The sequence below is a fragment of the Bradyrhizobium sp. USDA 4474 genome, from assembly GCF_054057515.1.
On sequence record NZ_JBSRZJ010000002.1, the window covers coordinates 4,340,001 to 4,361,883 of the forward strand.

Here is a 21,883-nt window from a genome sequence, read left to right on the forward strand (position 1 = left end):
AGGAACCAAGATGTTTCGACGATCCGAACAGGACGAGCGGCCGCCGGTACAGATCTTCGTTGACGGTGTTGCCGTCACGGCGCGCCAGGGCGACACCGTCTCCGCCGCGCTGCTGGCATCCGACCGCGACGTGCGCCGCTCGACCGCGGTGAGCGGCGCACCGCGTCTGCCCTATTGCATGATGGGCGTGTGCTTCGACTGCCTCGTCACCATCGACGGTGTCGGCAATCGCCAGGGCTGCCTCGTGCCCGTCGGCGAGGGCATGCAGATCGAGATCCAGAAGGGCAAGCGGGAGATCGGAAGATGAGCGTCGCTCCCAAGCGCGAAACCTACGACGTCGTGGTGATCGGCGCCGGGCCTGCCGGCCTCGCCGCGGCTGCGACATCGGCCCAGGCTGGCCTGTCCACGCTGCTGCTCGACGAGAACGCCGGCCCCGGCGGCCAGGTGTTTCGTGCCATCGACTCCACGCCCGTGACCGCGCGCGATCAACTCGGCGCCGACTATTGGGCCGGTACGGATCTCGTGCAGTTATTGCGCGCGACCAACGCCGAGGTCATCCATCGGGCTACCGTCTGGAGCCTCGATCGTAATCTCGATCTCGCCGTTTCGATTGGGGGCACGTCCGCCTTCGTCAAGGCCAAGCGCGTGATCGTTGCAACCGGCGCGCTGGAGCGGCCGTTTCCGATCCCCGGCTGGACATTGCCGGGTGTGATGACGGCGGGTGCCGCGCAGACGATGTTGAAATCGTCGGCCCTGGTACCTGACGGGCGCACCGTGATCGCGGGGCAGGGGCCGCTGCTGTGGCTACTCGCCGCACAGATCCTGCGCCTCGGCGGCCGCATCGACCGCATTCTCGACACCACCGAGCGCGGCAATTACTTTGCCGCGCTGCCTCACGCCTTGGCCTTCCTGACCTCGCCCTATTTCAGCAAGGGCCTGTCGATGATGCGCGAGGTGAAAGCCAAGGTGCAGGTCATCTCCGGCACCACGGAGCTTGCAGGGGCCGGTGATGGCCAGCTCGCCAGCGTGAGCTACGTCGCGGGCGGCAAGCGCGAGACTGTTCCGGCCGATCTGCTGCTGCTGCATCAGGGCGTTGTGCCCAACGTCAACCTGGCGATGTCCGCAGGCGTCGAGCATCGCTGGGACGATCTGCAATTGTGCTGGTCGCCCGTGTTGGACACGAACGGCAATTCGTCGGTGGCCGGCATCGCGATCGCCGGTGATGGCGCTGGCATCGGCGGCGCCAATGCCGCGGTCGTGCGCGGCCTCATCGCGGCACGCGCCGCGGCGGAGGCCCTGGTGCCTGCGTCCGCTGCGAAGCTCCCCGCAATGGCGGCGCTCCGTTCGGATCTCGCCAAGGCCGAGCGCGGTCGCGTGTTCCTCGACACGTTGTTCCGCCCGGCGCCGCAGTTTCGCATTCCTTCGGGCGATACCATCGTTTGCCGCTGCGAGGAGGTCACAGCAAAGGACGTTCTCGATTCCGTTGCGATCGGCGCGACCGGACCGAACCAGCTCAAGGCCTATCGTCGCACCGGCATGGGGCCGTGCCAGGGCCGGCTGTGCGGCCTCACCGTGACCGAGCTGATGGCGCAGGCGCGCGGAAAAACCCCGCAGGAGATCGGCTATTACCGGCTGCGCGCGCCGGTCAAGCCGATCACGCTCGCCGAGCTCGCCGCCGTTCCTAAAACGGAGGACGACATCAAGGCCGTGGTGCGCGGATGACTGCAAACGTGGATGCGATCGTCGTCGGTGGCGGCATCCACGGATGCTCGACCGCGCTGCACCTGTGTCTCGCCGGCCTGAAGCCGGTGCTGATCGAGAAGGATTATGCCGGCCGCCACGCTTCGGGCGTCAATGCCGGCGGGGTCCGCCAGCTTGCGCGCCATGTCCCCGAAATCCCGCTCTCGATCCGCTCGATGGGGATCTGGGAAAAGATCACCGAGCTCCTCGACGACGATTGCAGTTTTGAGAGCCATGGCCAGGTTCTGGTCGCGGAGAACGCGGAGGAGCTCGCGGTCTGCCGCGCCCGCGTCGCCGAACTCAATGCGCTCGGCTTCACCCATGAAGAGCTGATCGACGCGGCCGAACTGCGGCGCCTCGTACCGGCCGTGGCCGAGACCTGTCCCGGCGGCGTCGTCTCGCGGCGCGACGGCGCGGCCAATCCGGCGCAGACAACGACGGCGTTCCGGCGCAAGGCCGAGCGGCTCGGCGCGACCGTGCGCGAGGGCATTGCGGCCAGCAACATCAGGTACAGCGGGGGGCTCTGGCACGTCGACGTCGGCACCGAGGCCTTTGCCGCGCCGGTACTGGTCAATGCCGCCGGAGCCTGGGCCGGAAAGATCGCGGCCGCGCTCGGCGAGGCGGTGCCGGTCGAGACGGTGGCGCCGATGCTGATGATCACGTCGCGCGTGCCGCATTTCATCGATCCCGTCGTGATCCTGCGGGGGCGCAAGCTCTCGTTCAAGCAGTTCTCCAACGGCACGGTGCTGATCGGCGGCGGCCATCTGGCAACGCCTTACCAGGACCGCAACGAGACGGTGCTGGACTGGAAGGGGCTCGCGATCAGTGCACGCACGGTGTTCGAGCTGTTTCCGGTGATGCGCAGCGCCACCATCGTGCGCGCGTGGGCCGGCATCGAGGCCAGGATGAAGGACGACATTCCCGTGTTCGGGCCGAGCTGCCGCCACAAGGGCCTCTATCACCAGTTCGGCTTCTCGCTGCATGGCTTCCAGCTCGGCCCCGGCGCCGGGGCGGTGATGGCGGAGCTGATCGTCAATGGCGGCACCCAGACTCGAATCACGGATCTCGGCATCGACCGATTCCATACCCCGGCTCCGCTGAAGCGCTGATCGCTCACTCCGACCTCGCGAACATCCCGACCAGGGTCTCGCGCAGCCAGCGCTGCGCGGGGACAGTGTCGTTGCGCTGATGCCAGAACAGGCTGACGATGCGCGGCGGCGCCTGGAGCGGAAGCGGCATCGCGTGCAGGAACGGCGCATGGCGGGACTCCGAGCGGAGATCGCGCGGCAGCACGGCGATGAGATCGGACTGCCGCACGATCTCGTAGGCCGCGCTGTAATGGTTGACGGTCGCCACCAGATTGCGCGACAGCCCGCGTGAGGCAAGGAAGAGATCGTAAGACGGCTGCGTCTTTCCTGCGAGGCTCACATCGATGTGACGGGCGTTGAGAAAGGCGCGCGAGCCGAGCCGCTTGCCTGCGGCCAGCGGATGGCCGCGCCGCATGAAGCAGGCATATTCCACGGTCCACAGCGAGCGCGAGCGGATGGCAGCCGGTTGCTGCGCCTCGTTGACATAGACGCTCAAGACGCAGTCGACCCTGTTGTCCTCGAGCTGGTCGGCGATCTCCACGACGGTGTTGGGGACGGTGTGGATGCGCGCCTTCGGTGCGACCTGGCCGAGATGGTTCAGCAGGTCCGGCATGACCAGCGAAGCCACATAGTCCGACATCGAAAGCGTGAACTGGGTCTGGGCGCGGCCCGGATCGAACACCTGCTCGTCGAGCGCCCCGCGCACGCGCTCCAGCGCTTCGCCGATCGGCTCCCACAACACCACGGCGCGTTGCGTCGGACGGATCCCGGTGCCTGACCGTACGAACAGGGGATCACCGAGCGCATCGCGCAGGCGCGCGAGTGCATTGCTGACGGCAGGCTGCGTCATCGTCAACACGCTCGCGGCGCGCGTGACGCTGCCCTCGGTCATCAGCGCCTCGAAGACTTTCAGCAGGTTGAGGTCGAGCGCACGGAACGACACACATTCACCGTGGTGATGTCTTAGATCAAGATTATAAATTATGACGATAATGTCACTTTGTCTATGGTTCCTTCCCGAACGACGCGCGGTGTGCCGGGCCGCAATCGAGGGGGACTTCCATGTCAATGATATCGGCGCGAATCGAGCGCCTTCCGTTCGCACGCTTCCACGCACTCCTGCTCCTGATGGGCGGCCTCGGCTACATGTTCGATGCGATGGACGCGGCGGTGCTGGCGTTCATCCTGCCGGTGCTGCGCACGGCGTGGAATCTCTCCAGCGTCGAGATCGGCGTGCTCGGCAGCAGCACCTATATCGGCTTCCTCTTTGGCGCGCTGCTTGCCGGCACGCTCGGTGATCTGATCGGCCGCCGTGCGGTGATGATGTCGGCCTTGGCGCTCTACTGCGTGGCGTCCATCGTCAGTGCGATGGTCGATAGCTGGTCGGCCTTCTTCGTTGCGCGGATTGTCGCCGGCATGGGTACCGGCGCGGAGAGTGCGATCATCGCGCCATATCTTGCGGAGTTCGTGGCGCGGCGCTACCGCGGCAGCTTCACCGGCGCATTGGCCGGCTTCTTTTCCTTTGGCTTCGTTGCCGCAGCCTTGCTCGGCTATTTCATCGTGCCCGCCTACGACAATGGCTGGCGCATCGTGCTGGTGATGACGGCGCTGCCCGTTGTCATGCTGCTGTGGTGGCGGCGGGCCCTGCCGGAATCGCCGCGCTGGCTGGAAGCCCGCGGCCGGGAGAAGGAAGCCGCAGCCGTGCTCGACAGGATCGAGGCGGGATTTGCGCGCGAGGGTCGTGTGCTGCCGCCGCCGGTCGTCGAAGCCGCGGCGCCGACCACCGGTGGAACGCTGCTCGCCAATTTCACGGCACTCGTCGCCGCCCGCCAGGCGCGCATCACCGTCATGACCTGGATCATGTGGCTTGCGATCACCTTCAGCTATTATTCCTTCTTCGTCTGGATCCCCGGCCTTCTGGTCCAGAACGGCATGAGCATCACCAAGAGCTTTGGCTATTCGATCGCGATCTATTGCGCACAGATTCCCGGTTATTTCAGCGCCGCGTATTTCAACGAGCGCATCGGCCGGCAGGCGACGATCGCGAGCTACATGGTGCTTGGCGGCGTCAGTGCGCTCGGCCTCGCTTTCGCGCAGACCGACCAGCACATCATATTGGCGGGAATTCTCCTGTCCCTCTTCATGAACGGCACCTATGCGGGGGTTTATGCCTACACCGCCGAAGTCTTCCCGACGCCGGTCAGGACCACCGGCGCAGGGCTAGCCTCCGCCATCGGCCGCATCGGCGCGATCGTCTCGCCGATCCTGGTCGGTTACCTCTATCCCAATTTCGGCTTCGCCGGCGTGTTCGGCGTCACCACGACAGTCCTGCTGCTGGGAGCGGTCACCGTCGTGCTGATGGGCGTGCCGACGCGTGGCCGTTCGCTGGAAGAGATCGCGGCGGGCGAGGTTGCATGAGCCGGATCAGACCGCAGGCCGATCCCTGGCTCAGGGCCGTTGCGGCGGCACAGGGCGGGGCGGATCAGCCGGGCACGCTATTTGCGGCGCTGGACGACGCGCTGAACTCGGCGATCGGGCACAAGCTGTTCACGATCCTGACCTACGACGAGGTCACCGGCGAAGCCGCGCGGATCTATTCCAACCTTCCCGGACCCTATCCCACCGGCGGCCGCAAGCGGCTGGCGCCGGGGCCGTGGACCGAAGCCGTGCTCGACCGCGGCGAGGCCTATATCGGCCGCACGCAGGATGATTTGCGCGACGTCTTCTCCGACCACGAGTTGATCGCCTCGCTCGGCTGCGCCAGCGTGCTCAACATGCCGGTGCGCTGGCGCGGTCATACGCTCGGCTCGCTCAATCTGCTGCATGAAGCCGGCTGGTATGACGAGGACGACGTCGCCGCGTGTCTCCCCTTTGCCCAACTCACTTTGCCGGCGCTGCTTGCGCCGGCGCCCTGACAGGACATCACCATGCCGAGCATTCTCTTCAAGAACGCCGCTCTGCTCGACCCGCTCCAGCCGGAGTTGCTGACGGGCCATGACGTGCTGGTCGAGGGTACCTTGATCAAGGAGGTGTCGGACCGGCCGATCAAGGTCACCGCCGATCGAACCATCGATCTGACGGGCAAGACGCTGATGCCCGGCCTGATTGATCTTCACGTGCATACCATCGCGATCGAGCTCAACCTGGCGCAGCAGGTCCACATGCCGAACGTGCTGGTGACGCTGCGCTCGACGTTGCTGTTGCGCGGCATGCTTCGGCGAGGCTTTACGACCGTCCGCGATGCCGGTGGCGCCGGCCATGCGATGAAGCAGGCGATCGAGACCGGCCTGACCGACGGTCCGCGGCTGTTCGTGTCCGGTCGTGCGCTCAGCCAGACCGGCGGGCACGGCGACATGCGGGCGCGTTCGGATTATCTCACGAGCGACGCGGTCTGTCCGTGCTGCGTGCGCGTCGGTGCGCTGGCGCGCGTTGCCGACGGCGTTGACGGCGTGCGCAGGGCGGTGCGCGAGGAACTCCAGATGGGCGCCGACCAGATCAAGATCATGGCATCCGGCGGCGTCGCCTCTCCGACCGATCCGGTCGGAGCCTTCGGCTACTCCGAGGACGAGATCCGCGCCATCGTCGAGGAGGCGCGGGGCCGCCAGACCTACGTGCTCGCCCATGCCTATACCGCCGATGCGATCGCGCGCGCGGTGCGCTGTGGCGTCCGCACCATCGAGCACGGCAATCTCGTCGACGATCAGGCGGCGCGCCTGATGGCCGAGAAGGGTGCCTATGTGGTGCCGACGCTGGTTACCTATGAGGCGCTCGCCAATGAAGGCGCGCAGTACGGCCTGCCGCCGGAGAGCGTCGCCAAGATCGCCGACGTGCGCGATGCCGGCCTCCGCTCGCTCGAAATCTATCGCAAAGCCGGCGTGAAGATCGGCTACGGCAGCGACCTGCTCGGGCCGTCGCAGCGCCTGCAGAGTGAAGAGTTCCGCATCCGCGCCGAAATTCAGGGCGCGCGCGAGGTCATCGCCAGCGCGACGTTGATTGGTGCCGAGGTGCTCGGCATGGAAGGAAAACTCGGCCGGATCGCGCCCGACGCGCTCGCGGATCTGCTGGTGGTCGACGGCAACCCGTTGCACGACGTGACCTGCCTGCTCGGCCAGGGCGAGCACATTCCGCTCGTGATGAAGGCAGGAAAAGTTCAGTTCGACAGGCTGGCCGCTTAACCGCCATCTGCGCCAGGTGCAGCTTGATCTCCAGCCACCGCAGGACTAATTAGCAATTCTCACATCAAGGATATCAGCACCATGGATTTGACCCCGACCGCAACGCCCATCCGCATTGCTCACGGGGAATTCCATGTCTGCTTCCATCATCCTGTCGCGGCTGTCGCTGTCCACGCCTGACGGCCGCTCGCTTCTCTCCAATATCGATCTGACCTTCGGCGCGGAGCGTGCCGGTCTCGTCGGCCGCAATGGTGTCGGCAAGACGACCCTGCTCGCTGCGATCACGGGCCAACTCGTTCCGCAGTCGGGTCGCGCCATCGTCAACGGAACCGTCGGGCTCCTGCGCCAGGACGCCCAACTGCGCGCCGGCGTGACGGTCGCCGACCTCTTCGGCGTGCGCGACGCGCTTGACCTGCTGCGCCGGGCGGAGCTCGGTAATGCTTCGGCCGAGGATGTCGCTGCGGCCGACTGGACTCTCGAGACGCGGCTCGCGTCCGCTCTTGCCCGCGTTGGCTTCGATCTCTCGCCGGACACGGAACTGGATCGTTTGTCGGGCGGGCAGGTCACGCGCGTGCGAGTTGCCGCACTGCTCTTTACGGAGCCGGACTTCCTGCTGCTGGACGAGCCCACCAACAATCTCGACCGGAACGGGCGCCAGGCCGTGATCGAGCTCCTCGCCGGCTGGCGTGGCGGCGCGATCGTCGTCAGCCATGACCGCGCGCTGCTCGAGACCATGGACGCCATCGTCGAGCTGACCTCGCTCGGCGCTACGCGCTATGGCGGCAACTGGAGCAGCTACCGCGCGCAGAAGGCCCTCGAGCTCGCCGCCGTCAGGCACGACCTCGCCCATGCCGAAAGACATCTCTCCGAGATCGATGGCAAGACGCAGCAAGCAGCCGAACGAAAAGCGCGCAAGGACAGCGACGGAAGGGCGAAGCGTGCCAAAGGCGACATGCCGCGGATCCTCGCCGGCGCGCGCAGGGATCGCAGCGAGGACAGCGGCGGCAAGTTCGCGCAGATTGCCGAGCGGCGGCGCGCGGAGGCCGTCGATGCGGTCGAAACTGCGCGTCGGCGCGTGGAGATTCTTCAGCCGCTGTCCGTCAAGCTGCCGTCGACGCAGCTCCCCGCGGGGAGGGAAGTCGTCTGGCTCGATCGCGTCAGTGCGGGCTATCGGCCGGACCGGCCGATCCTGCGCGATCTATCGCTTGCGATCGTCGGGCCGGAGCGTGTCGCGATTGCCGGGCCCAATGGCTCCGGCAAGACCACGCTGCTGAAGTTGATTGCCGGTGAGCTACATCCTGTCTCGGGCACTGTGCGGGTCAGGCCGGACTTCGCGCTGTTCGACCAAATGGTCAGCCTGCTCGATCCTGCGATCTCGATCCTCGACAATTTCGCGCGGCTCAATCCGAAGGCGGGCGTCAACGAATGCCACGCCGCTTTGGCGCGCTTCATGTTTCGCGCGGATGCCGCCATGCAAGAAGTCGGCAGCCTGAGCGGCGGACAGCTGTTTCGAGCGGGCCTCGCCTGCGTGCTGGGCGGATCGACGCCGCCGTCGCTGCTGATCCTGGACGAGCCGACCAACCATCTGGATCTGGAGTCCATCGCCGCAGTCGAAGCGGGCTTGCGCGCCTACGATGGAGCGTTACTCGTCGTCAGCCATGACGAGGCGTTCCTGGAAGCGATCGAAGTCACGCGTCGTTTTGATTTCGCCGGTGCTGCGCGCGCCGATGGCGGGATCATCTGATCCGCCCGGCAGATCTTGGTGACAATTCTTCAAAAACCCGACGCTCTGCCCCCAGCGCGTCGGGTGGAATGGATAAGTATCAGTCCGTGATCCCAACGCCGTTGTTGTGACTCCGGTCGTACCAATTTTCTACTCCGGGAAAATACCGCAGGGAGAATCGCGGGCGGCGCATGCCCTCGATTTTCGTGCGGCGCTTCTACGCGGTTCCGCCAGGCTCAAGGGCCTCGCCCATCTCCAGCGGATGCGTCATGGTCTGGTGCAGCGCCTCGCGGTCGAGCTCGCCTTCGGAGATGCTGATGACGACGCAGGCGATGCCGTTGCCGATCAGATTGGTCAGCGCGCGGCACTCGCTCATGAACTTGTCGATGCCGACCAGGATCGCGATCGACTGGATCGGGATGTCGGGCACAATCGAGAGCGTTGCGGCAAGCGTGATGAAGCCGGCGCCGGTCACGCCGGAGGCGCCCTTCGAGGTGATCATGGCAATCCCGAGGATGCCGAGCTCCTGCCAGATCGTCAGATGGGTATTGGTCGCCTGCGCCAGGAACAGCGTCGCCAGCGTCATGTAGATGTTGGTGCCGTCGAGGTTGAAGCTGTAGCCGGTCGGGATCACGAGGCCGACCACCGAGCGCGAGGCGCCGAGATGCTCCATCTTCTGGATCATCTGCGGCAGCACCGTCTCCGACGACGAGGTGCCGAGCACGATCAAGAGCTCGTCCTTGATGTAGGCGATGAAGCGCAGGATCGAGAAGCCCGCAACCCTGGCGATCGCGCCCAGCACGATCAGCACGAACAGGATGCTGGTGAGGTAGAACGTGCCGATCAGGGCGGCGAGATTGAGCAGCGAGCCGAGACCATAGGCGCCGACGGTGAACGCCATCGCACCGAAGGCGCCGATCGGCGCCACGCGCACGATGATGCGGATGATGCCGAAGAACATCTTTGCGGCCTTGTCGACCGCCTCCGCGATCGGCTCTCCGGCCTTGCCGAGAAATGCGATGGCGAATCCCGAGAGGATCGAGACCAGCAGCACCTGGAGCAGGTCGCCGCGCGCGATGGCGCCGAAATAGCTGTCGGGGATGATGCCCATGAGATGGGCCACGATGCCCTCTTCCTTCGCCTTGGTGACGTAGGTCGCGACCGACTTCGGGTCGATCGAGGCAGGGTCGATGTTGAAGCCATGCCCGGGCTGAAGCACCTCGCCGACCAAAAGGCCGACAGCGAGCGCCACGGTCGACACCGTCTCGAAATAGACCAGCGCCTTCAGCCCGACCCGGCCGACGCGCTTGAGATCGCCCATCGAGGAGATGCCGTGCACCACGGTGCAGAAGATCACAGGCGCGATCATCATCTTGATCAGGGCGATGAAGCCGTCGCCGAGCGGCTTCAGGGCCTTGCCGAGATCGGGATAGAAATAGCCGATCAGCACCCCAAGTGCGATCGCGATCAGTACCTGGACATAGAGGATCTTGTACCAGGGCTGGTGCCGGCGGTGGACGGCTGGCTGGAACGCGACTTGTGTCATATCCTGAGCCCGGGAACGCGTTGGTCTCGCCTGATTCACATCATGTGATGATGTCTGTATAAGCAACAATCACATTTTTGTCGGATCGCACGAAGATCAATCGCTGCACCGCAAGGGGGGGAAGATGTCGAAGGCAACGGGCTCGGACGGGCAGGCGCAGGGCTATTTTCCGCGTTGGAAGCTGAAGACCTCCGGCGTGGTCATGCCGGAGGAACGGTTGCCATGGGGCCAGACGATCGTCTCCGGTCTTCAGCATTGCGTTGCAATGTCGGGTTCGACGATCATCGCGCCCTTGCTGATGGGGTTCGATCCCAATGTCGCGGTGCTGTTCTCGGGCATCGGCACGCTGATCTTTTTCGTCATCGTCGCGGGTCGCGTGCCGAGCTATCTCGGCTCGAGTTTCGCGTTTATCGCCGTCGTCCTGGCCGCCACCGGCTATGCAGGGCATGGGCCGAACCCGAACCTGCCGGTTGCGCTCGGCGGCATCGTCGGCGCCGGCGTGCTGTACGGCGTGATCGCGCTGATCGTGATGTGGTCTGGTGTCGGCTGGGTCGAGCGGCTGATGCCGCCGGCTGTGACCGGTGCCGTGGTCGCGGCGATCGGCCTCAACCTCGCGCCGGTGGCGGTCAAGGCGGTGAGCGCGAATGCGTTCGACACCTGGATCGGACTTGCGACCGTACTCATCATCGGCGTGGTCGCCGTCGCGGCCCCCGGCCTGTGGCGTCGCCTGCCCATCATCCTCGGCGCGATCGGCGGGTATCTTTTGTACCTGCTGCTCGCCAACGGCCTCGGCTTCGGCAAGCCGATCGACTTCACGCAGCTCTCGGCCGCGCCGTGGTTCGGCCTGCCGAACTTCACCACACCGACCTTCCACGCCGATGCGATCTTCCTGATCGCGCCGGTTGCGGTCATTCTCGTCGCCGAGAACCTCGGTCACATCAAGGCGGTCGGCGCCATGACGGGCCGGAGTCTCGATGCCTATCTCGGCCGCGCTCTGTTCGCCGACAGCCTGGCGACGATCGTGGCCGCCTGCGGCGGCGGGACCGGCGTCACCACCTATGCCGAGAACATCGGTGTCATGGCAGCAACGAAGGTCTATTCGACGCTGCTGTTTGCCTTCGCGGCCACGGTCTCGATCCTGCTCGGCTTCTCACCGAAATTCGGTGCGCTCATCCTGTCGATCCCCGGTCCCGTCATCGGCGGTCTCTCGATCGTGCTGTTCGGCTTGATCGCCGCCATGGCGGGCCGGATCTGGGTCGAGAACAAGGTCGACTTCGCCAATCCTGCCAATCTGATCACCGTTGCCGTGGCGCTGACGGCCGGCGCTGGTGATCTCACGATCAAATTCGGTGCATTCACCATGGGCGGGATCGGCACCGCGACTTTCGGCGCCATTATCCTGTATCAGATCCTGACCTCGCCACTGGCGCGACGCGCGGAATGAATCCCGGCGATGCGCCAGGGGATGGAACAAAATCCCCGTTCCATCGATGATGAGGCATCCCGGAGAGAACCCATGCCGCAAACCGATCGTTCGACCCCATTTCCCTCGCGCCTCGTCGGCCAATACGCGCTGGTGACCGGTGCCTCCCAGGGCATCGGCCGCGCCGTCGCCGTCAGGCTCGCCCAGGAAGGCGCGACCGTCGCCATCAATTATGTCGATCATCCCGAAAGGGCCGAAGAGTCGCTCGCGTTGGTGCGAACGGGATCGAACGATCGGGGGCACGGCAAGCTCGATCATCTCATCGTCAAGGCCGACGTCAGCAGCGAGCAGGAGGTCGCTGCGATGTTCGAGACGGTGCTCGCGCGCTGGAAGCGTCTGGACTGTCTCGTCAACAACGCCGGTTTCCAGCGGGAATCGCCGAGCGAGGCCCTCGATATCGATGCTTATCGCCGCATCATCGACGTCAATCTCAACGGCGCCGTGCTCTGTGCGCAAAAGGCGCTGGCGCATTTCGTCGCGCGTGGCGGGGCTGGCTCCATCATCAACTGCTCCAGTGTCCACCAGATCATCCCCAAGCCCGGCTATCTCGCGTACTCGATCAGCAAGGGCGGCATGGCCAATCTGACCCGCACACTGGCGCTGGAATTTGCCGGACGCGGCATCCGCGTCAATGCCGTCGGCCCGGGCGCGATCGACACGCCGATCAATGCGGCCTGGACCGGTGATCCAAAAGCGCGTGGCGTCGTCACCAGCCACATTCCGCTTGGCCGCGTCGGCACCCCGGAAGAGATCGCCGCCGTGTTCGCCTTCCTCGCCTCCGATGATGCCGCCTACATCACCGGACAGACCATCTATGCCTGTGGAGGGCTGACGCTCTTTCCGGAATTTCGCGAGAATTGGGCGAGCTAGCGGGGGGATCTGGCAAAATGCCGCGGCGGAGACTACATCTGCGCCATGACAAACGCTCCGCTGGCAGACTCTCGGCTCCAGGATTTCGTCGGCCGGCACGAAAAGCTGTTCGTTCTGACCGGCGCCGGCTGCAGCACCAATTCGGGCATTCCCGACTACCGCGACAGTAACGGCAACTGGAAGCGCACCCAACCGGTCAATTTCCAGGCCTTCATGTCCGAAGAGCGGACGCGCCAGCGCTATTGGGCGCGCAGCCTGATCGGCTGGCGGCGGTTCGGACAGGCCAGGCCGAACGATGCGCATCATGCGCTCGCCCGGCTCGAGGCGGGCGGTCGCTGCGCGATGCTGCTGACCCAGAACGTCGACCGCCTGCATCAATCCGCCGGCCACCGGCAAGTGATCGATCTGCACGGACGGCTCGACCTCGTCCGTTGCATGGGCTGCGGCCGCAAGACCTCGCGCGATGAATTCCAGGATAGGCTTGGTCGTCTCAATGCGGAATGGATGCAGCTCGACGCCGCCGACGCACCCGACGGCGATGCCGATCTGGAGCGCACGGATTTTTCCTCATTCGAGGTGCCGGCTTGCAAAGCCTGTGGCGGCATCCTCAAGCCCGATGTCGTGTTCTTCGGCGAGAATGTCCCGCGCGACGTCGTTGCCGCCGCGCAGGACCATCTGGCGCAGGCCGACGCCATGCTGATCGTCGGCTCGTCGCTGATGGTCTATTCCGGCTTCCGCTTCGTGCAGGCTGCGGCCGCGAGGCAAATCCCGATTGCCGCGGTCAATCTCGGCCGCACCCGCGCTGACGATCTCCTGACGCTGAAGGTCGAGGAGCGCTGCGAGGCAGCACTGGCTTTCCTGCTCTGAAGGTGCCGTGCGGCGTGCACTCTCCGGTCGCATAGGTGCCCCGCAAAGGACGCCCGAGACTTCACCATTTGCGTGGTCGCTGATATGAAAATTGCTGTGGTTTCGACCGCGGGTTGACGATCAGCACGGAGTGTTCAGGAATGCTTGAGGGAGCCGAGGTGAGGCTTGCCGTGGATATTGGCGGCACGTTCACCGACATCGTGCTTGACGTGGGTGAGGTGCGCAAGACGCGCAAGGTGCTGACCACGCCGCAGCGGCCCGAGCAGGCAGTGCTGGATGGCATGCGCCTCATCCTCACCGACGCGCACGCGCATGTCAGCGATATCGATGTATTCATTCACGGCACGACGCTCGCGACCAACGCCATCATCGAACGGCGCGGCGCCAAAACCGCGCTGATTGCGACCGAGGGTTTTCGCGATGTGCTCGATATCGGCACCGAGAGCCGCTACGACCAGTATGATCTCTCGATCGACAAGCCGAAGCCGCTGGCGCCGCGATCCCTGCGCTTCACCGTGCCCGAACGGATCGACGCTCACGGCGTGGTTCGCCTCCCGCTGGACGAAGCCGCGGTGCGCGCGCTTGCGCCGAAATTGCGTGAGCTGAACATCGAGAGCGTCGCAATCGCCTTCCTGCATTCCTATGCCAATCCCGAGCACGAGCGGCGCGCCGCTGCGATCCTCGGCGAAGCGATGCCCGGCATCTCCATCACCTTGTCCTCCGCCGTGTGCCCTGAGATACGCGAATATGAGCGCACCTCGACGGCGGTCGCCAATGCCTATGTGCAGCCGCTGATCGACGGCTATCTCGCCCGCATGGCGGACGCTTTGCAGGTCGAGCAATTCCGCGGCGCCATCTATCTCGTCACCTCCGGCGGCGGCGTCACCTCGATCGAGACGGCGCGGCGCTTTCCGGTGCGCCTGGTCGAGTCCGGCCCCGCCGGCGGCGCGATCTTCGCGGCGCAGATCGCAGCGCGACTCGGTGAGAACAAGGTGCTGTCCTTCGACATGGGCGGCACCACGGCAAAGATCTGCCTGATCGAGAAATTCCAGCCCGAGACCTCGCGCGTGTTCGAGGTCGATCGCGCCGCGCGCTTCCTGAAAGGCTCCGGCCTGCCGGTGCGCATTCCCGTGATCGAGATGGTCGAGATCGGCGCCGGCGGCGGCTCGATCGCCCATGTCGATGCGATGAAGCGCGTTACCGTCGGCCCCGAGAGCGCTTCCTCCGAACCGGGACCGGCCTGCTACGGCCGGGGCGGGCAGCGTCCCGCGGTGACGGACGCCGATGTGGCGCTCGGCATGATCGATCCCGATGCCTTTGCCGGCGGTACGATCAAGCTCGACCCCGAGCTTTCGAAGAAAGCGCTGCTGAGTAACGTCGGCGAGCCGCTGGGCCTGTCGGCGGAGACTGCGGCCTATGCCGTCCACGAAGTCGTCTGCGAGAACATGGCAAGCGCGGCGCGTGTGCACGCCGTCGAGCGCGGCGAGATCGTCGGCCAGCACACGCTGATTGCCTTTGGCGGCGCCGCACCTTTACATGCGGCCCGCGTTGCCGAAAAGATCGGCGTTTCCAGGGTGATCGTGCCGTCGAATGCCGGAGTCGGGTCGGCGGTGGGCTTCCTCGCGGCGCCCATCGCCTATGAACTGGTGCGCAGCCGTCATGTCCGGCTCGATGATTTCGACACGGGCGCGGTCTCAGACCTCTTGCAGGAGATGGTGGCCGAAACGCGCGCGCTGGTCGAGCCAGGTGCTGCCGGCGCGCCGGTGCGCGAACGCCGCGCCGCCTTCATGCGCTATGTCGGTCAGGGCCACGAAATCACCGTCGAGCTGCCGAACCGGCCGCTGACATCGGCTGATCTTCCGGGCCTGCGCCAGAAGTTCGAGGCGGATTACTCGGCGATGTTCGAACGCCCGATCCCGGGTGCTGCGATCGAGGTGTTGAGCTGGTCTGTGCTTGCGACCACCGAGGCGCGCAATCCGTCGACCGTGTCAGCCGTGACGCGCAAGCCTGCGGCAAAAGCCTCGGGCAGTCGCAAATTCTTCGACGGCAGGGCAGGCGAGGTCATCGAGATCCCGCTCTATCGCCGCGAGGACATGGCACCCGGTGCGACCATCGCAGGTCCTGCCGTGATCGCAGAGGACGAGACCTCCACCTTCGTCTCCACCAGTTTTGATGCCCATATCGATGGTGCCGGCAGCATCGTCATGGAACGGAAGGCAGCCTGATCATGAGCAAGGCAAATGGCGCGAGCCTGATCGACCTTCAGATCATGTGGCACCGGCTGATCGCGGTGGTCGAGGAGCAGGCGCAGGTGCTGCTCCGCACCGCGTTCAGCCCGATCGTGCGCGAATGCGGCGACCTTTCGGCCGGCGTGTTCGACCTCAAGGGGCGGATGCTGGCGCAGGCCGTCACTGGTACGCCCGGTCACGTCAACTCGATGGCGGAATCGGTCAAGCACTTCATCAACCACTTCCCGCTCGAGACGATGAAGGAGGGCGATGCCTACATCACCAACGATCCCTGGATGGGCACCGGGCATCTCAACGACTTCGTCGTCACCACGCCCTGCTTCAAGGATGGCAGGCTCGTCGCGCTGTTCTCTTGCACCAGCCATCTCATGGACATCGGCGGCATCGGCTTCGGCCCTGATGCGACCGACGTGTTCATGGAGGGGCTCTACATCCCCATGCTGAAGCTGATCGACCGGGGCGTCGTCAACGAGACGCTGATGGCGATGATCCGCACCAACACGCGCCTCCCCATCGACACCGAGGGCGACACCTATTCGCTCGCCGGCTGCAACGACGTCGGCTGCGAGCGCCTGGTCGAGATGATGACCGAGTTCGGCATCGATACGCTCGACGAACTCGGCGACTACATCTGCGACCGCTCGCGCGAGGCCGTTCTCGCCGAGATCGCAAAACTGCCGAAGGGGACCTGGCGCAACAGCATGGTCGTCGACGGCTACGACGCACCGGTGACGCTCGCGGCGACGCTCACAATCTCGAACGAAGGCATCCACGTCGATTTCGACGGCACCTCGGCCGCGTCCAAGTTCGGCATCAACGTGCCGCTCTCCTACACCACGGCCTATACCGTGTTCGGCCTCGGCTGCGTCGTCGCCTCGCAGATCCCGAACAATGCCGGCTCGCTCTCGCCGTTGACGGTGTCGGCGCCTGCGGGCGCGATCCTCAATGCGCCGAAGCCGGCGCCAGTCGCCTCGCGCCACATCATCGGCCAGATGCTGCCCGACGTGGTGTTCGGCTGTCTGCGCCAGATCATTCCCGAGCGCGTGCCGGCGGAAGGCACCTCGTGTTTGTGGAATCTCAACGTGCGCGGCCAGACGCGTTCCGGCGTCGGCGGCAATTACGGGTTCTCGATGGCGGTGACGTCCAATGGCGGCACCGGCGCGCGCTTTGCGAAGGACGGGCTTTCGGCGACCGCCTATCCCAGCGGCGTGCGCGGCACGCCGGTCGAGATCGCGGAGACGCAGACCCCATTGATCTTCTGGCGCAAGGAGCTGCGTCCGGATTCCGGCGGCGCGGGGCGCACCCGCGGCGGTCTCGGCCAGATCATCGAGGTCGGTACCGGCATCGATGCGCCCTTCGACATTCTTGCGGCGTTCGACCGCATCGATCATCCGCCGCGCGGGCGCGATGGCGGCCAGAACGGCGAAGCCGGCTATGTCGGCCTCAAGTCCGGACAGAAGATGCGCGGCAAGGGCTTTCAGACCATTCCGCCTGACGACCGGCTGGTGGTGATGACCCCGGGCGGCGCCGGCATCGGCGCACCGGGTGAGCGCGATCGCATGGCGGTCAAGGATGATGTCGAGAGCGGGCTTGTCTCCGCCGGCCACGCGACCGCGCTCTATGGCTATACGCGCTGACGAAAAAACTCGTCCCGGCCTTGCCGGCCGGGACGATGTCTTGTCGAGCGTGGCCTACGCCGCCGCTTTCTTCCGCGCCTGCTCGGCCTTGTACAGCTCGAACTCTTCCGCGACCGCCTTCGCAACCGACGGGCGCTGACGCAGGCGCTCGTAATAGGCCTTCACATCAGGCCACTTCGAAAGCTCGATCGGTGGTGTCGCCATCGTCCAGTTGATGACCGTGACGAGATAGGCATCGGCCACGCTGAAATGGTCGAGCAGGAACTCGCGTCCCCCGAGGTAATTATCGAGATAGTCGAGCCGCGACAGGTTCTTCTCCAGTGCGTAGGCTTTGACCTCCTGCGGCGCCTTGCGGTCGAGCACGGGAATGAAGAGGCCCTTGTGCAACTCGGTGCCGATGAAGCAGAGCCATTGATGCAGTCGCGTGCGATCGATCCCCTCAGCCGCGCCGAGTCCGGATTTCGGGAAACGGTCGGCGACATATTGCAGGATCGCCGCGTTCTCCGTCAGCACCACGCCCTCGTCGGTGCGCAGCGTCGGCACCAGGCCGATCGGGTTGACGGCGCGGAAGTCGGAGCCGTCCTTCAGCACCGTCTTGGTCGGGGAATCGACCTCGAGGTAGTTCGCCTCTGCACCGGCTTCGTACAGCGCGACGCGCGTCGCCATGGAGCAGGCGAGCGGCGAGAAATAAAGATCCATCGTGGGCCTCCTTGGGCAATTCTCGTGATCAGTGTCGCTCAACCCGGCCAGATTGATTTTTGTACTGTGTTGCATAATATGGAGCGGGTCAAGGATTAATGTGCGAAATGGTACAAAAATCGAAACCGCCAGCTGCTGCCAGTGAGCCCGACCGCCCCAGGCGCCGCGGCCGTCCGCGTGCCTATGAACCCGACATCGCGCTCGGCAAGGCGCTCGATCTGTTCCGCAGGCAGGGCTTTGCCGCGACCTCGCTCGACGATCTCAGCGAAGCCACCGGGATGAACCGGCCGAGCCTTTACGGCGCCTTCGGCGACAAGCGCGAGCTCTACATCAAGAGCTACCAGCGCTACCGTGAGGACGCGCGCGGATCGATGGTCGAGATCTTTCGTCAGGAGATGCCGGTGCGCCAGCGGCTGGAGCGCATCTATGCAGCGGCGCTGAACATCTATCTCTCGGGCGACACTGGCCCGCGCGGCTGCTTCACGGTGGTGACGGCGGCGTCGGAAGCGGTCGGCGATCCCGAGATCCGTGCCATGGTGCTGGAGGGACTCACCGATCTCGACAAGGCTTTCGCCAATTGCTTCCGCCGCGCCAAGGAGAAGGGCGAGCTGCCCGCGAGTGCCGATCCGGCCGCGCTGGCGCAACTCGCCTCCGCCACCATCCACACCATCGCCATCCGCTCCCGGGCACGCGTGCCGCGCAAGGAGCTGGAGGCGATCGTGAAAGGCGCGATCGACGTGATGCTGGGGGCTAAATCCTAGTCTGACTACGCCGCGCGAATCTGCGCGAGGAAACGATCGACCTCGTCGCGCAGCCGCTGCGACTGCTTCGACAGTTCGATCGCGGAAACCAGCACCTCTTCTGCGGCCGTGCCGGTCGCTGCGATACCCTCGGTGACGCCTGCGATGTTCTGCGAGACCTCGCCGGTGCGCGCGGCGGCCTGCTGGACGTTCTGCGCGATTTCCTGCGTAGCCGTGCCCTGCTGGCCGACCGCCGCGGCGATCGCGGCGGAAATTTCGTCGACTTCGCGGATCGTCGCGCAGATCGACTGGATGCCTTCAACTGCGCCTGACGTCTCGCCTTGAACCGCCGTGACCTGTGCGCCGATTTCTTCCGTCGCCTTCGCGGTCTGGGTCGCGAGCGCCTTGACCTCGGAGGCGACCACCGCAAAGCCGCGGCCGGCCTCGCCCGCACGGGCCGCCTCGATCGTCGCATTCAGCGCCAGCAGATTGGTCTGTCCGGCAATGCCGTTGATGAAGGAGACGACGTCGCCGATTTTCTGCGCGGCGTCGGCGAGACTCTGCACCCGTTCGTTGGACCGGCGTCCGTCGCTCGCGGCCTTGCCAACCACCTCGGTCGCATGCGCAAGGCGGCGGCTGATTTCGGTCATCGAGGAGGACAATTCTTCCGCCGCGGCGGCCACCGTCTGCACGTTCTCCGAGGCGAGCGCGGAAGCCGACGACACCGCACGGGTCTGATGGCGCGACTGGTCGACGATATCGGACATCGAGCGCGCGGTGTGCTCCATCTCGACCGCGGCCGAGGACACCGTGGTGACGACGTCGCGGATGGAGGCTTCGAAATTGTCGGCGAGCGCGGCGAAAGCGCGCCGCTTTTCCGCTTCCGATTGGGCCTTGGCCTCCAGCTGATCGGCCTGAAGTTTGCTGAAATTCACCGCATTGTCCCGGAACACCGCGACCGCCTTCACCATCGCGCCGACCTCGTCATGGGCCCGGCTCGCCGGAATGGCGACGTCGAGACGGCCGTCCGCGAGCTCACGCATCACGTTCGTGATGGCCAGGATCGGACGCGAGATTCCGCGAGCGATGAGATAACCGACGATCGCCGCGAGGATCAATCCGAGGGCGGCGATCCCGATCGACAGCCACCAGGCGCGATCGGCGGAGGCCACGTAATCGGTGTTGTCCATCACCAGCTCGACGGCGCCGAGCGGTTTTCCGGAGAAGTCCTTGATCGGTCCGAGCAGCGCGGCAATCGGCGCGCCGTCGAGCTTTGCCTGGCGCACGGTGAAGTCGCCACCGGCGGCGCGGCTGTAATCGGCCGCTTCGAAGAAGCTTTTGCCCTTCAGTGTGCCGCCGAACAGCCTGAAGCCCACGCCGTCGGCGAGATGGAAGGCAATGTCGACATGGCGGTTGAGCTTGAAATCGTCGAGGAAGGACTGACCGAAGGTCAGGCCGAATTCCACGGAGCCGAGATGCTTGGCGCCTTGCGCGATCGGCACCACGCCGCGGATGCCGAGCCCGGCGACGCCGCCCTCGAGGCCGACCACGACCTTGTGCTCCTGATTGGCGTCGACGACGGTCTTGCGGAAGCTCGAGAGGTCGTCGCCGAACTTGGCCGGCTGGTGCACGCGCAGGAAGGAGGTGGCCGGCGGCGTGTGGAACTGGAACTGCTCGACGCCGTAGTCGGATTTGGTCGCGTTAAAGACAGGACCGAACAGAGCGATCAGGGCGTCGCGGTCCTGTTTGGCCATCGCCTCCTGTGTCGCGGGCATTGCCGCCACGACCGTGCTCATGGCGGCGGCGCGGTGGGACTCCTCGGCGATTCGTGACAGCAGCGCGTCATAATGGCTGCGCAATTCCCGCTGATCGGCGCGGTCGATGATCCCTGCGATGATCCACATCGCGCCGAGCACGGCAATCAGCGCAGTCGCTGCCGCCGTCACGGCCAGCGCCACCGTGATCCGCATCCTGAGGCCGAGGCTCGTCCGCATGTCCGACTCGTTCGTTGAGCGTTGATTAACAACGCCTATCAACTTCTCGCTAAGAGACGGTGAACGGAAGCGCTGGCCTTAATAGCCCCTGCCGCGATCCACCACATTCTCCAGTGCTCCACCCGCCTCGAACCTTGCGATCTGCTCGGCGACATAGGCCGAGATTGCGTCTGCATCGGTGTCGGCGGCGTTGTGCGGCGTCAGCACCACCTTGGGGTGGGTCCAGAACCGGCTGTTCGCCGGCTGCGGTTCCTGCACGAAGACGTCGAGCGAGGCGGCGCCCAGCGTGCCGTCGTCGAGGCAGGCCAGGATGTCGGCCTCGTTCTGCAAGCCGCCGCGGCCGGCATTGATCAGTACGGGCACGCCGAGCGGGCTCTTGCGGTTGAGCTTGGTGAAGACCTCTCGGTTGAGAATGCCTTGCGTATCCGGCGTCAACGGCAGCAGCGACACCAGGATGTCGGTCTTGCGCAGGAAGGCATCCATTCCGGCGCTGCCATGGAAGCACTCGACGCCGGGGAGGGCCCGCGGGCTGCGGCTCCAGCCGGCAACGCGGAAGCCGAGCCGCCGCAGCACATCGGCGGCATCAGCACCCAACGTACCCAGACCCATCACGCCCACCGTAACGGCGCTCGCCGGCCATTGATAGAGCGGCTCCCAGCGCTTCGCGCGCTGGGAGTCCCGCAAATACAGCTCCTGACGGTGGTGCATCAGCACATGCAGCACGACATATTCGGTCATGCGGTTGGTGAGATCAGGCACTGCGACGCGCACCAGCGGCACGTCAGGCAGACTGTTGTCCGCCATCAGCGCGTCGACGCCGGCCCCCAGATTGAAGATCGCGCGCAGGTTCGGGAACGTCTTGAGATCACCGGGTGCCGGCTTCCACACGGCGGCATAGTGCACGTCAGCCGGATCGGGCGAGTCATCCGGCAGCAGCGCCACGGGGCGACCGCCGCAGACCGCATCGAACCGGGCCTTCCAGCGCTCCGGCGACCAGTTCTGCTGCATGCTGTTGATCAGGACGGCCAGTGTACCTGCGGTCATTCGAAGTGCCTCACAAGGTTCCGCTTTT

Annotated in this window: 18 protein-coding genes; 13 read left to right on the forward strand and 5 right to left on the reverse strand. The window is 65.4% G+C overall.

The window, feature by feature from the left end; translation table 11 throughout:
* The first annotated feature begins 10 nt into the window (after positions 1–10).
* The 3 genes from ACVW16_RS22390 to ACVW16_RS22400 are packed head-to-tail and all read left to right on the forward strand — an operon-like array spanning position 11 to position 2,849.
* Entirely contained in the window at positions 11–307 is a 297-nt protein-coding gene (locus tag ACVW16_RS22390) for a (2Fe-2S)-binding protein (protein WP_456701287.1), read from the forward strand.
* Entirely contained in the window at positions 304–1,722 is a 1,419-nt protein-coding gene (locus tag ACVW16_RS22395; protein WP_456736257.1) for an FAD/NAD(P)-dependent oxidoreductase, read from the forward strand. Before ACVW16_RS22390 ends, ACVW16_RS22395 begins: the two co-directional genes overlap by 4 nt.
* Positions 1,719–2,849 carry an NAD(P)/FAD-dependent oxidoreductase gene (locus ACVW16_RS22400; RefSeq protein ID WP_456739044.1) on the forward strand — a complete coding sequence of 377 codons (1,131 nt, stop codon included), beginning with the start codon at positions 1,719–1,721 and terminating at the stop codon, positions 2,847–2,849. Before ACVW16_RS22395 ends, ACVW16_RS22400 begins: the two co-directional genes overlap by 4 nt.
* A gap of 4 nt (positions 2,850–2,853) precedes the next feature.
* Here the strand turns inward: ACVW16_RS22400 and ACVW16_RS22405 are convergent, their stop codons facing one another.
* Entirely contained in the window at positions 2,854–3,720 is an 867-nt protein-coding gene (locus ACVW16_RS22405) for a LysR family transcriptional regulator (RefSeq protein WP_456738233.1), read from the reverse strand.
* Positions 3,721–3,890: 170 nt separating this feature from the next.
* Here ACVW16_RS22405 and ACVW16_RS22410 point away from each other — a divergent pair, with 170 nt between their 5' ends.
* The 4 genes from ACVW16_RS22410 (at position 3,891) to ACVW16_RS22425 (ending at position 8,747) form a co-directional block, all read left to right on the forward strand.
* A complete protein-coding gene (locus tag ACVW16_RS22410) occupies positions 3,891–5,246 on the forward strand; it encodes an MFS transporter (RefSeq protein ID WP_456739045.1) in 1,356 nt (451 codons plus the stop codon).
* Positions 5,243–5,743: a GAF domain-containing protein gene (locus ACVW16_RS22415; protein ID WP_456736254.1), complete on the forward strand. Its 501-nt coding sequence runs from the start codon at positions 5,243–5,245 to the stop codon at positions 5,741–5,743. Before ACVW16_RS22410 ends, ACVW16_RS22415 begins: the two co-directional genes overlap by 4 nt.
* A 12-nt stretch (positions 5,744–5,755) precedes the next feature.
* The gene (locus ACVW16_RS22420; protein WP_456736253.1) at positions 5,756–7,003 is read left to right on the forward strand and encodes an amidohydrolase family protein; all 1,248 of its coding nucleotides are present in this window, start codon (positions 5,756–5,758) and stop codon (positions 7,001–7,003) included.
* Positions 7,004–7,136: 133 nt separating this feature from the next.
* Positions 7,137–8,747, forward strand: a complete 1,611-nt coding sequence (locus ACVW16_RS22425; protein WP_456736252.1) for an ABC-F family ATP-binding cassette domain-containing protein — start codon at positions 7,137–7,139, stop codon at positions 8,745–8,747.
* Positions 8,748–8,943: 196 nt separating this feature from the next.
* On the opposite strand, the gene ACVW16_RS22430 is transcribed toward ACVW16_RS22425, so the two are convergent.
* Positions 8,944–10,272, reverse strand: a complete 1,329-nt coding sequence (locus ACVW16_RS22430) for a dicarboxylate/amino acid:cation symporter (protein WP_456701293.1) — start codon at positions 10,270–10,272, stop codon at positions 8,944–8,946.
* 124 nt (positions 10,273–10,396) lie between these two features.
* On the opposite strand from ACVW16_RS22430, the gene ACVW16_RS22435 reads away from it, so the two are divergent.
* The 5 genes from ACVW16_RS22435 (at position 10,397) to ACVW16_RS22455 (ending at position 17,378) form a co-directional block, all read left to right on the forward strand.
* On the forward strand, positions 10,397–11,716 hold the full coding sequence (locus ACVW16_RS22435) for a solute carrier family 23 protein (RefSeq protein WP_456736251.1): 1,320 nt from the start codon (positions 10,397–10,399) through the stop codon (positions 11,714–11,716).
* Between the two features lie 72 nt (positions 11,717–11,788).
* Positions 11,789–12,625 carry an SDR family oxidoreductase gene (locus ACVW16_RS22440; RefSeq protein ID WP_456701295.1) on the forward strand — a complete coding sequence of 279 codons (837 nt, stop codon included), beginning with the start codon at positions 11,789–11,791 and terminating at the stop codon, positions 12,623–12,625.
* Positions 12,626–12,670: 45 nt separating this feature from the next.
* Entirely contained in the window at positions 12,671–13,492 is an 822-nt protein-coding gene (locus ACVW16_RS22445) for an NAD-dependent protein deacetylase (protein ID WP_456736250.1), read from the forward strand.
* 140 nt (positions 13,493–13,632) lie between these two features.
* Positions 13,633–15,717 carry a hydantoinase/oxoprolinase family protein gene (locus ACVW16_RS22450; RefSeq protein WP_456736249.1) on the forward strand — a complete coding sequence of 695 codons (2,085 nt, stop codon included), beginning with the start codon at positions 13,633–13,635 and terminating at the stop codon, positions 15,715–15,717.
* 2 nt (positions 15,718–15,719) lie between these two features.
* A complete protein-coding gene (locus ACVW16_RS22455) occupies positions 15,720–17,378 on the forward strand; it encodes a hydantoinase B/oxoprolinase family protein (RefSeq protein WP_456736248.1) in 1,659 nt (552 codons plus the stop codon).
* A 54-nt stretch (positions 17,379–17,432) separates the two neighbouring features.
* Here the strand turns inward: ACVW16_RS22455 and ACVW16_RS22460 are convergent, their stop codons facing one another.
* The gene (locus ACVW16_RS22460; RefSeq protein WP_456701299.1) at positions 17,433–18,077 is read right to left on the reverse strand and encodes a glutathione binding-like protein; all 645 of its coding nucleotides are present in this window, start codon (positions 18,075–18,077) and stop codon (positions 17,433–17,435) included.
* A gap of 107 nt (positions 18,078–18,184) precedes the next feature.
* Between ACVW16_RS22460 and ACVW16_RS22465 the strand changes: the two genes are divergently transcribed.
* Positions 18,185–18,838 carry a TetR/AcrR family transcriptional regulator gene (locus ACVW16_RS22465; RefSeq protein WP_456736247.1) on the forward strand — a complete coding sequence of 218 codons (654 nt, stop codon included), beginning with the start codon at positions 18,185–18,187 and terminating at the stop codon, positions 18,836–18,838.
* A 5-nt stretch (positions 18,839–18,843) separates the two neighbouring features.
* On the opposite strand, the gene ACVW16_RS22470 is transcribed toward ACVW16_RS22465, so the two are convergent.
* Both ACVW16_RS22470 and ACVW16_RS22475 read right to left on the reverse strand, forming a co-directional pair.
* A complete protein-coding gene (locus ACVW16_RS22470) occupies positions 18,844–20,811 on the reverse strand; it encodes a cache domain-containing protein (RefSeq protein ID WP_456736246.1) in 1,968 nt (655 codons plus the stop codon).
* A 78-nt stretch (positions 20,812–20,889) separates the two neighbouring features.
* The gene (locus ACVW16_RS22475; RefSeq protein WP_456736245.1) at positions 20,890–21,855 is read right to left on the reverse strand and encodes a 2-hydroxyacid dehydrogenase; all 966 of its coding nucleotides are present in this window, start codon (positions 21,853–21,855) and stop codon (positions 20,890–20,892) included.
* Positions 21,856–21,883 lie beyond the last annotated feature (28 nt).

Excerpts from the sequence above, each read along its gene's own strand:
- ACVW16_RS22390 (WP_456701287.1), top strand. The coding sequence starts at position 11 with ATGTTTCGACGATCCGAACAGGACGAGCGGCCGCCGGTACAGATCTTC.
- ACVW16_RS22395 (WP_456736257.1), top strand. The coding sequence starts at position 304 with ATGAGCGTCGCTCCCAAGCGCGAAACCTACGACGTCGTGGTGATCGGC.
- ACVW16_RS22400 (WP_456739044.1), top strand. The coding sequence starts at position 1,719 with ATGACTGCAAACGTGGATGCGATCGTCGTCGGTGGCGGCATCCACGGA.
- ACVW16_RS22405 (WP_456738233.1), bottom strand. The coding sequence starts at position 3,720 with ATGACCGAGGGCAGCGTCACGCGCGCCGCGAGCGTGTTGACGATGACG.
- ACVW16_RS22410 (WP_456739045.1), top strand. The coding sequence starts at position 3,891 with ATGTCAATGATATCGGCGCGAATCGAGCGCCTTCCGTTCGCACGCTTC.
- ACVW16_RS22415 (WP_456736254.1), top strand. The coding sequence starts at position 5,243 with ATGAGCCGGATCAGACCGCAGGCCGATCCCTGGCTCAGGGCCGTTGCG.
- ACVW16_RS22420 (WP_456736253.1), top strand. The coding sequence starts at position 5,756 with ATGCCGAGCATTCTCTTCAAGAACGCCGCTCTGCTCGACCCGCTCCAG.
- ACVW16_RS22425 (WP_456736252.1), top strand. The coding sequence starts at position 7,137 with ATGTCTGCTTCCATCATCCTGTCGCGGCTGTCGCTGTCCACGCCTGAC.
- ACVW16_RS22430 (WP_456701293.1), bottom strand. The coding sequence starts at position 10,272 with ATGACACAAGTCGCGTTCCAGCCAGCCGTCCACCGCCGGCACCAGCCC.
- ACVW16_RS22435 (WP_456736251.1), top strand. The coding sequence starts at position 10,397 with ATGTCGAAGGCAACGGGCTCGGACGGGCAGGCGCAGGGCTATTTTCCG.
- ACVW16_RS22440 (WP_456701295.1), top strand. The coding sequence starts at position 11,789 with ATGCCGCAAACCGATCGTTCGACCCCATTTCCCTCGCGCCTCGTCGGC.
- ACVW16_RS22445 (WP_456736250.1), top strand. The coding sequence starts at position 12,671 with ATGACAAACGCTCCGCTGGCAGACTCTCGGCTCCAGGATTTCGTCGGC.
- ACVW16_RS22450 (WP_456736249.1), top strand. The coding sequence starts at position 13,633 with ATGCTTGAGGGAGCCGAGGTGAGGCTTGCCGTGGATATTGGCGGCACG.
- ACVW16_RS22455 (WP_456736248.1), top strand. The coding sequence starts at position 15,720 with ATGAGCAAGGCAAATGGCGCGAGCCTGATCGACCTTCAGATCATGTGG.
- ACVW16_RS22460 (WP_456701299.1), bottom strand. The coding sequence starts at position 18,077 with ATGGATCTTTATTTCTCGCCGCTCGCCTGCTCCATGGCGACGCGCGTC.
- ACVW16_RS22465 (WP_456736247.1), top strand. The coding sequence starts at position 18,185 with ATGGTACAAAAATCGAAACCGCCAGCTGCTGCCAGTGAGCCCGACCGC.
- ACVW16_RS22470 (WP_456736246.1), bottom strand. The coding sequence starts at position 20,811 with ATGCGGACGAGCCTCGGCCTCAGGATGCGGATCACGGTGGCGCTGGCC.
- ACVW16_RS22475 (WP_456736245.1), bottom strand. The coding sequence starts at position 21,855 with ATGACCGCAGGTACACTGGCCGTCCTGATCAACAGCATGCAGCAGAAC.